The sequence below is a fragment of the Synechocystis sp. LEGE 06083 genome, assembly GCF_015207725.1.
In the GTDB taxonomy this organism is placed as follows: domain Bacteria; phylum Cyanobacteriota; class Cyanobacteriia; order Cyanobacteriales; family Microcystaceae; genus Synechocystis; species Synechocystis salina.
Window position 1 is genome coordinate 1 of record NZ_JADEWJ010000144.1, and the last position, 9,544, is coordinate 9,544.

General features: G+C 50.0%; 9 protein-coding genes and 1 pseudogene. 6 read left to right on the top strand and 4 right to left on the bottom strand.

Annotated features, from left to right (window positions below; translation table 11 throughout):
• From IQ219_RS11840 to IQ219_RS11865, 6 genes are all read left to right on the top strand, one after another.
• A partial coding sequence (locus IQ219_RS11840) for a hypothetical protein (protein ID WP_194072735.1) occupies nt 1–367 on the top strand: 367 nt, incomplete at its 5' end.
• A 209-nt stretch (nt 368–576) separates the two neighbouring features.
• Entirely contained in the window at nt 577–810 is a 234-nt protein-coding gene (gene acpP, locus IQ219_RS11845) for an acyl carrier protein (protein WP_190596080.1), read from the top strand.
• A gap of 196 nt (nt 811–1,006) precedes the next feature.
• Nucleotides 1,007–2,257, top strand: coding sequence for a beta-ketoacyl-ACP synthase II (fabF, locus tag IQ219_RS11850; protein ID WP_194018938.1), 1,251 nt, complete (start codon nt 1,007–1,009; stop codon nt 2,255–2,257).
• Nucleotides 2,258–2,379: 122 nt separating this feature from the next.
• A complete protein-coding gene (gene tkt, locus IQ219_RS11855) occupies nt 2,380–4,392 on the top strand; it encodes a transketolase (RefSeq protein ID WP_190596076.1) in 2,013 nt (670 codons plus the stop codon).
• A gap of 155 nt (nt 4,393–4,547) precedes the next feature.
• Entirely contained in the window at nt 4,548–5,375 is an 828-nt protein-coding gene (locus IQ219_RS11860; protein WP_190596075.1) for a TPM domain-containing protein, read from the top strand.
• A gap of 55 nt (nt 5,376–5,430) precedes the next feature.
• Complete coding sequence (locus IQ219_RS11865) at nt 5,431–6,060, top strand: Uma2 family endonuclease (protein ID WP_199309528.1); 630 nt, start codon at nt 5,431–5,433, stop codon at nt 6,058–6,060.
• An 83-nt stretch (nt 6,061–6,143) separates the two neighbouring features.
• On the opposite strand, the gene IQ219_RS11870 is transcribed toward IQ219_RS11865, so the two are convergent.
• The 4 genes and pseudogenes from IQ219_RS11870 to IQ219_RS11885 all read right to left on the bottom strand — a co-directional run.
• On the bottom strand, nt 6,144–6,656 hold the full coding sequence (locus IQ219_RS11870; RefSeq protein WP_194072737.1) for a hypothetical protein: 513 nt from the start codon (nt 6,654–6,656) through the stop codon (nt 6,144–6,146).
• 98 nt (nt 6,657–6,754) lie between these two features.
• Nucleotides 6,755–8,560 (bottom strand): ABC transporter ATP-binding protein, encoded by a 1,806-nt coding sequence (locus IQ219_RS11875; RefSeq protein ID WP_194072738.1) that lies wholly within the window; start codon nt 8,558–8,560, stop codon nt 6,755–6,757.
• A 179-nt stretch (nt 8,561–8,739) separates the two neighbouring features.
• Nucleotides 8,740–8,877, bottom strand: a complete 138-nt coding sequence (locus tag IQ219_RS11880) for a hypothetical protein (protein ID WP_194018932.1) — start codon at nt 8,875–8,877, stop codon at nt 8,740–8,742.
• A gap of 134 nt (nt 8,878–9,011) precedes the next feature.
• Nucleotides 9,012–9,350, bottom strand: a pseudogene (locus IQ219_RS11885) (transposase); the annotation flags it as partial.
• Nucleotides 9,351–9,544 lie beyond the last annotated feature (194 nt).

Below are 9,544 nucleotides of genomic sequence, written 5' to 3' on the forward strand. Positions count from 1 at the left end.
TAGTGGAGGTTATGGCCAGGTTCCTGGGGCGATCGCCGCTCAGCCTTGGCCATCGACAGCGCCAGTACCTAATCCTCTAGATAAAATTCAATTTCCCCTAGGAGCCATTGACGTTCATGGATTGGTTGGTCCAGAGGATGGTAAACGTTCCCAGGGCTATGAGTTTTGCATTGTACCCGCGAAAAAAAGTGAAGTTTTGATGATTGATCCTTCATTAACATTTTCCTCCAGCCCTGGCCGCATCGGCTGCCCCCAGGGACAATTACTTTCCCTAGGAAACACTCAGCAAAAAAATTGGCTGGCCATTCTGTTTGCCCTGGCTCGATTGAGCTACATAGAAAAAATTTTGCCCCACTGGGGAGAATAGGACCCCTTGTTAGGAACTGTTTTGTGCCCATGGGCAAGGAAAGCATCTAGTGCAAGGGATACCTTTCCGTTAAGATAGTTAACGCTGAACAATTGAGTGCATTGCTAACCGAGCGGCCCTGCGACAGCCCCCAAGCTGTCCCCCGTTTTGCTGGCGATCAGCCGTTGACCCAGCTCGAAAACTCTTCTTCTATAGTTAAAGGTATTGTAATGAATCAAGAAATTTTTGAAAAAGTAAAAAAAATCGTCGTGGAACAGTTGGAAGTGGATCCCGATAAAGTGACCCCCTCCGCCACCTTTGCCGAAGATTTAGGAGCTGATTCCCTCGACACAGTGGAATTAGTCATGGCCCTAGAAGAAGAGTTTGATATTGAAATTCCCGATGAAGTGGCAGAAACCATTGATACCGTGGGTAAAGCCGTTGAGCACATCGAAAGTAAATAAATTTCGGTCATAGCCCCGACTCCCCCATAGGCCTTTGTAACCCAGTTCCCAGACAGTTTAAGCTACTGTTTGGGGTGGTTCCGATACCGGTTTGGGACCGGCTGGTTTGCTCCCTGGGCCAGGCCCCGACCCCATCGCTATATCGTTGCGGAGAACCCTAGGGGAGTCCCCTCCCCGATTTTATCTATTAAGTACCATGGCAAATTTGGAAAAGAAACGTGTTGTTGTAACGGGATTGGGAGCCATCACCCCCATTGGTAATAACCTCCAAGATTATTGGCAAGGCCTAATGGAGGGTCGTAACGGCGTTGGCCCCATTACCCGTTTCGATGCCAGTGACCAAGCCTGTCGCTTTGGGGGGGAAGTTAAGGGCTTTGACGCGACCCAGTTTCTTGACCGCAAGGAAGCCAAGCGCATGGACCGGTTTTGTCATTTTGCCGTTTGTGCCAGTCAACAGGCCGTTAATGATGCCAAGTTGGTGATTAACGAGCTCAATGCCGATGAGATTGGGGTGTTAATTGGCACGGGCATTGGTGGTTTGAAAGTGTTGGAAGACCAGCAAACTATATTGTTAGATAAGGGCCCTAGTCGTTGCAGTCCCTTTATGATCCCGATGATGATCGCCAACATGGCTTCGGGGTTAACTGCCATTAACCTAGGTGCCAAGGGTCCCAATAATTGCACTGTTACTGCCTGTGCAGCAGGCTCCAATGCCATTGGGGATGCATTCCGTCTGGTGCAAAATGGCTATGCCAAGGCGATGATTTGTGGTGGTACGGAAGCGGCCATTACTGCCCTTAGCTATGCTGGCTTTGCTTCGGCTCGGGCTTTATCCTTCCGTAACGATGACCCCCTCCATGCCAGTCGTCCCTTTGACAAGGATAGGGATGGCTTTGTAATGGGAGAAGGATCGGGCATTTTGATTCTGGAAGAATTGGAATCCGCCTTGGCCCGGGGAGCAAAAATTTACGGGGAAATGGTGGGCTACGCCATGACCTGTGACGCTTATCACATTACAGCGCCAGTCCCAGACGGTCGGGGGGCCACCAGGGCGATCGCCTTGGCCTTAAAAGATGGGGGCTTGAAGCCGGAAGCAGTAAGTTATATCAATGCCCATGGCACCAGTACCCCAGCAAACGATGTGACGGAAACCAGGGCCATTAAACAGGCTTTGGGCAATCATGCTTACAATATTGCTGTTAGCTCTACCAAATCCATGACCGGCCACCTGTTGGGCGGCTCCGGGGGCATTGAAGCAGTGGCCACTGTGATGGCGATCGCCGAGGACAAGGTACCTCCCACCATTAACTTAGAGAATCCCGACGCGGAATGTGATTTGGATTATGTGCCCGGTCAGAGTAGGGTCCTAAAAGTAGATGTGGCTCTGTCCAACTCCTTTGGCTTTGGGGGCCATAACGTCACCCTAGCCTTCAAAAAATATCAATAGCCCACCGAAAAATTTCCCGAACCGTGGGAAGATGGTAGCAATTTGGCCTGCCTTGGCCCCTACCATTACCGCCCCCCGGTGGATATTGACCCAATTATTGCTAGTTTATTTTCCCAAACATTATGGTCGTTGCTACCCAGTCCTTAGACGAACTTTCTATTAATGCCATTCGCTTTTTAGCCATTGACGCCATCGAAAAGGCAAAATCTGGCCACCCTGGTTTGCCCATGGGAGCGGCTCCTATGGCCTTTACCCTGTGGAACAAGTTCATGAAGTACAATCCCAAGAACCCGAAATGGTTCAATCGGGACCGCTTTGTGTTGTCCGCCGGCCATGGCTCCATGTTGCAGTATGCTCTGCTCTATTTACTGGGCTATGACAGTGTGACCATAGAAGACATTAAACAGTTCCGTCAATGGGAATCTTCTACCCCCGGTCACCCGGAAAATTTCCTCACTGCTGGGGTGGAAGTCACCACAGGCCCCCTGGGTCAAGGTATTGCCAATGGTGTTGGTTTGGCCCTGGCGGAGGCCCATTTAGCCGCCACCTACAATAAGCCCGATGCCACCATTGTGGACCATTACACCTATGTGATTTTGGGGGATGGTTGCAATATGGAAGGTATTTCCGGGGAAGCCGCTTCCATTGCGGGGCACTGGGGCTTGGGTAAACTAATCGCTCTCTACGACGATAATCATATTTCCATTGATGGCTCCACCGATGTGGCTTTCACCGAGGATGTGAGCAAACGCTTTGAAGCCTACGGCTGGCACGTGCTCCATGTGGAAGATGGCAACACTGACTTAGCGGCGATCGCCAAGGCCATTGAAGAAGCCAAGGCGGTAACCGATAAGCCCACCATGATTAAAGTCACTACCATCATTGGTTACGGTGCCCCCAAGAAATCTGGTACTGCTGGCATTCACGGGGCGGCGTTGGGGACTGATGAAGTGGCCGCCACCCGCAAAAACCTGGGTTGGGACTACGCTCCCTTTGAAGTGCCCCAGGAAGTGTTGGACTACACCCGTAAGGCGATCGACCGGGGAGCCAGCTACGAAGCGGAATGGAACCAAGCCTTTGCCCAATACAAAACCAAATATCCCGCTGAAGCGGCCGCCTTTGAACGGCAACTGAGCGGCAAACTACCCGAAGGTTGGGACAAAAACTTAGCCAGTTTTACCCCGGACCAAAAAGGTTTGGCCACTCGGAAATACTCTGAAGAGTGCCTCAACGCCTTGGCCCCCGTGTTACCGGAATTGATCGGCGGTTCGGCGGATTTGACCCACTCCAACTTGACAGAACTCCACTGCTCAGGCGATTTCCAAAAAGGAGCTTACCAAAACCGTAACGTCCACTTTGGGGTGCGGGAACACGCCATGGGCGCCATCTGCAACGGCATTGCCCTCCACAGCTCTGGGTTACTGCCCTTCGGTGCCACTTTCCTAATCTTCACCGATTACATGCGGGCCGCCATTCGCCTTTCTGCCCTTTCCGAAGCGGGGGTAATTTGGGTGATGACCCACGACTCCATTGGCCAAGGGGAAGATGGTCCCACCCACCAACCCATTGAAGTGTTGGCTTCCCTGCGGGCTATTCCCAACTTGACCGTCATTCGTCCCGCCGATGGCAATGAAACCTCCGGGGCCTATAAAGTGGCGATCGCCAAAGCCAAGGAAAATGCCCCTACTCTCCTGTCTCTCACCCGGCAGGCCGTGCCCAACCTAGCGGGAACTTCCCTGGATGGAGTGGCCAAAGGAGCCTACACCATTGTTGATTCTGAAGGGACTCCTGAGTTAATCTTGATAGGTACGGGTTCCGAAGTACAACTTTGTGTGGCCGCCGCTGAAAAGTTGGCCGCCGAAGGCAAAAAAGTCCGGGTAGTTTCCATGCCCTCCTGGGAACTGTTTGAAGCCCAAGACGCCGCCTACAAAGAGTCAGTGTTACCGAAGGCTGTCACCAAACGTCTCTCCGTAGAAGCCGCCACCAGTTTTGGTTGGCACAAATATGTGGGCACGGAAGGAGATACAGTCAGTATTGAAACATTTGGTGCCTCAGCGCCCGGCGGGGTTTGCCTGGAGAAATTTGGTTTCAGCGTTGATAATGTGCTGGCCAAAGCTAAAACTCTCCTGAGCTAAGTCCTCGCCCCCAAGCTTAAAACTCCTCACTGTCCCCTCTCCTCATTGTTAGGGGGCTTTTTTTGTCCAGAAAAGATCGACCAGTGTGAAAATTTAACGGAGGCAATACCTTAAAATAAGGTAAACAACTGTGAAGAAACTTAAAGAAAAACTCTATGGCTGTCCATTTGCCGTCGTCTGCTACCCGTTTCAGCAAAAATTTTGCCTGGCTTTTGGCCGCCAGTTTATCTTTAGTGTTGTGGTGGGCACCGGTAAGCCCAGCCCAGGCGGTGAATAACCCTGAGTTGTTGCCAGAGGAAAAAACTCCGGTGGTGGACCTGGCCAACTTTTTACCGGAAATCCAAGAAGCTCAGTTAATTGATGATCTAAACAGCTTTGAGGTGGAAACGGGATGGAAATTGAGGGTCTTAACCCAATACGACCGTAGCCCGGGACGGGCAGTGATTCCTTTTTGGGGTCTGGATGACAAAAGTATTTTATTGGTGGCCGATGGCAGGGGGGGGAACCTATTGGCCTTTAGCATTGGAGATGAGGTGTATGAGTTGATGCCCCGCACCTTTTGGATTGAGATGCAGGCTCGCTTCGGAAATATGTACTACATTCGGGATAATGGGGAAAATTTAGCCATCACCGAAGCATTGAATACCGTTAAGGGCTGTCTGGTCAAAGGGGGTTGTAACGTTGTGCCGGGATTACCCAGGGAGCAGTGGATTTTAACCCTGGTAACTTCCATTGTGGGGGGCTTAATTTTTGGTTTTGCGGCCATTCCCCGATCGCCGAATCAGACCTTTGCTTGGCAATGGGTATTGATTATGTCTCCCCTGTGGGGAATTTTAGTGATCGCCTTTGGCATTGGCCCTGTGGTCACCCGCACCAGCGACTTTTTACCTCTGTTCCGCAATTTAATGGGCTTTAGTCTCGGGGTTTTAGTAGCTTACCTTTCCCCTATGTTTAGTCAAATCAACAATAATCCCCAAACCTAACCATTCAACTAGGGTGACTATGATGGAAAAAACGGAAGTTATAGCGCATTCCCCCATGGTCACCACCAATTCCCCCGCTCCCATTGCAATCCTTGAAAATGGCGATCGCCTCAGTCGTCAAGAATTTGAACGAATTTACACAGCTTCTGGCATTAAGAAAGCTGAGCTAATTGAAGGAATTGTCCACGTGGCCTCTCCCCTCCGTCATACCTACCATGGTCAACCCCATAGTGCCATAATCACCTGGCTAGGAACTTACCAAGCCCAAAGAAATGACCTGGCCGTTAGCATTGAAGCCACAGTGCGACTAGATGACGAAAACGAACTCCAACCCGATGGGATATTATTTCGACTAGAGGGTAGCGCCCACATAGATGAAGATGAATATATTAGCGGTGCTCCAGAATTAGTGGTGGAAATTGCCGCTAGCACTGCCTCCTACGACCTCCATAGCAAAAAACGGGTTTATGAAAGTCATGGGGTAAGAGAGTATATTGTTTGGCGTACCCTCGACCGAAAAATCGATTGGTTTGTGTTATCGGATGGGAAATATGAACGCCTGAGTCCAGACGATAATGGCTTAATAATCAGTCAGGAATTCCCAGGCTTAGTGCTTAATACTCCAGCTATGCTAGCCAATAATATGGCAGAGGTTATTGCCACCATTAACAACTTTTCCAGTTAGGCTAGACAGTAAAATTTCGGTAACTAAAAGACTTATACCCCTAACCCTCAAGAACAATTATTGCCTTTTTAAACAGGGAAAAATTAAGGGCAAAGTTGTCCCGGCTCTGCCCAAAAACGCCCCCGGCAATGGCTTCTTTCCCCTACCCAATCCACCTGCCATCGATCGCCTACCGGAACAAAATCTACCCTGGTTTGGTGCCCACTGACGGAATCATCACAACTCCCCATTTGGGTGAGCAATACAGTCACGGATTCCTGCCCCAATAGCGTAGCCGTGGCAGTCTTAGAACGGAAACAACCAAAATCCCCTTCCCCTAAGTGCTGGGGCAACAAGGGCTGATTATAGAATTGTTGGATGAGTTGGTTTGGATTGGTAACGGTATTAAGATTAGACCATTGCCAAAATGCCTGCGGGGGCAGTTCAGTAAAGGGAATCACAGCAAACGCCTGGCGATCAGGAAGACTGATTTGCCCATCCCATTGGTTGCCGGGGCTTTGGTCAGCTTGGGCTACCGGGGTTAAAGACAGGGCAAATATACTGGCCAGACCAAGGGAAAGCAATGGTTGGGAAAGGGTAAAAAATTTCATATCCATGGCAATGATTGGACAATTTCACTGAATTTGTCGGAAAATTCATCAACAAAGTCAGTGGTGTACCAATGATGATACCAGGGAAATTCCCGATGGCATAATTAGCCCCCCAGCATTTGTAACTGGTACAGACTGGCGTAGAGTCCCTTCAGGGTTAACAGTTGGTCATGGTTCCCGGTTTCAACAATTTCCCCATGTTTAAGCACAAAAATGCGGTCCACATTGCGGATAGTGGATAAACGGTGGGCGATGATGATGGAAGTGCGATCTTGGAGCAAGTGTAACAACGCTTCTTGAATAGCCGCCTCGGTGCGGACGTCCAAACTAGCGGTGGCTTCATCCATCACCAGCACGTAGGGTTCCCGGATGGCCACCCGGGCAAAGGCTAACAATTGTTTTTGTCCACCGGATAGGTTACTGCCCCGTTCCCGCAGTTGGGTGTGGTAACCCTGGGGCAATTCTTCAATCAGGCGATCGACACTGGTTAACTGGGCCGCCCGTTGCACTTCTGCCAAACTGTATTCTTCCCCTAGGGTAATGTTGCGTTTCACGTCCCCCGCAAACAGGAAACTGTCTTGGAGAATGACGCCAATGAAACGACGTAGCTGTTGTTGGGACAGTTCGCGAATGTCAATGCCATCCACCAAAATACGACCCTGGGAAGGATCATGGAGACGACAAAGGAGGCGAATAATAGAGCTTTTGCCAGCTCCCGTGGGCCCCACTAGGGCGACTTTTTCTCCGGGTTTGATGGTGAAGTTCAAGTTTTTGAGCACATATTCGTCTGGTTTATAGCCAAACCAAACATTTTCAAAGCAAATTTCCCCGTGACTGCCCCGCAGAGCGCTGTTGATTTCAATGGGGGTGATAACCGCTTGGTCTTTGATTTCCACCGGTTCTTCCATTAATTCCCCAATGCGCTCGATCGCCGTAAAGCCGGATTGGAACATGGTGAATTTATCCGCAAACTGCCGCAGGGGATTGAATAGCCGTTGTCCGTAGAGAATGAACGCCGCCAGCACCCCAAATTCCATGTTATTGCGCAAAATCAGCCAGCCCCCCAGACCCAAAACTGCGGCGATCGCCACCAAACTGATCCATTCCAAAGTGGCCGACACGGCAGAGTCGTGGAAGATGGTCTTATCCACTGCCCGACGATACTTCTCATTCACCCGACGAAAAGAACGACTGTTCAACTCTTCTCGACGGAATAATTGCACCACATTAATGCCGGCCACATTTTCCTGAAGCTGGGAATTAAGGTGGGACAATTCCTCCCTAGCTTGGTAGTTAGCTTTGCGATATTGTTGCTGGAAATAAATGATTAACACAGTCACAGGCACCAACATCCCCACCAGTAGTAGCGCCAATTGCCATTGCACCCAAAAAATGGTCACGATAATGGCCAGAATGGAGACAATGTCACTGACCACACCGATCGCCCCACTGGCAAATACTTCTCCCAAGGCCTCCACGTCACTGGTGATGCGGGTGACCAAACGACCAACAGGAGTGCGATGGAAAAAATTTACCGACAAAGAAGTGACGTGCTCAAATAAGTCCTGGCGCACATCGGCGGTGATTTCTTGCCCCATTTTTTGCACAATGAAGCCCTGTAGCCCCAAAAACAGCAACCGAATGACAATGGTGACGGCCAGGATAATCACTAGGGTATGCAAAGCCCGATCCAACGGCATGGCCTGCAAAAAGCCCCAGGCCCTCTCCTCCCGCAATAGGGAAACGGCTTGCCCGATAATGAGGGGTTGCACCGCCCCCGAAAAAGCCACCGGGACAAGCAAAATTAATGCCGCCGCCAGTTCCCTGGGATAGCGCTTGACGTAGGGCAGCAGACGCAATAACAAGCGCCAATCATTATCGGATGGGGGAGCAGCGGGGGAACGGGTCATGGAGGAATAAATAATCGACAGGAAAACTGATTAATGCGTTCAAATGGAGAGATTTCGTTGCGAGAAACCCCGATCTACACTTAGTCAAAAAAGTTACACAGGCCCTAAAAACAAGCGACTATGGCCTAAGTATCCATGACTCAGGCAATGGTTGAGCAAGGCAGAAGGCCATTGTACCTTCACAAATCTAACCCATCTTTCCCCCTAGGGGTGGAGGCGATCGCCCAACGTTCCTGCTGAGCGGCTGCAAATAGCCCCCGCAACACAACCAAGATCTCATGCCAGTTCACTCCAGCCAGGTTGTTAGGTTGCAACATATATATTGACCTAGTACTCATCGGCATAGGCAATTTCCAAAATGTTTGAGGCGAAGTAAATTTTGGGATGAATTTCTCGAATCAAGTTCAGGCTGAGAGGTCTTACTTCTAGAAGGCGTAAGGGTAATTTTAATCTAAGTACAGGACAAAAGTTGTATGGGGCAGAATCCTGACTCAGGTAGAGATGGGGTAGGAAAAATGAAAAAACGGCGTAGTAGATCAAAGCCATAGCGAAAGAGACTACGAGACCGACGACCATGGGCCCTGATAATGCGAATCGGCTTGTGTGAATGTCTCCATATACCGGCCTTCATCGCCCAGACAAAAGCGATGGCCAAGAGAGCAAGTAGCTTTGACAAACGCAGCTTATCAGTGAAATGGGTGGATTCCAAACAAAATCCACGAGTCTTGAGAGCGCCAAACAGGGTTTCAATTCCCCATCGGCGACTGTAATCAGCTAAAGCCCCTTCAGGGTGATGGGTAGTGAGGGACTGTAAATTAATTTGTGTAAAAGCAAAAATACAAATTAACCCATTTCAGCAAGGAGGCAATGATGGCAAGGAAGAAAAAAGAGGATACCGTAGCCGATAAATTAATGGATGAACTGTTAAAGGATTATTCAACCCCGGAAGAAATCCTGGGGGAGAACGGTCTGCTCAAGCAGTTA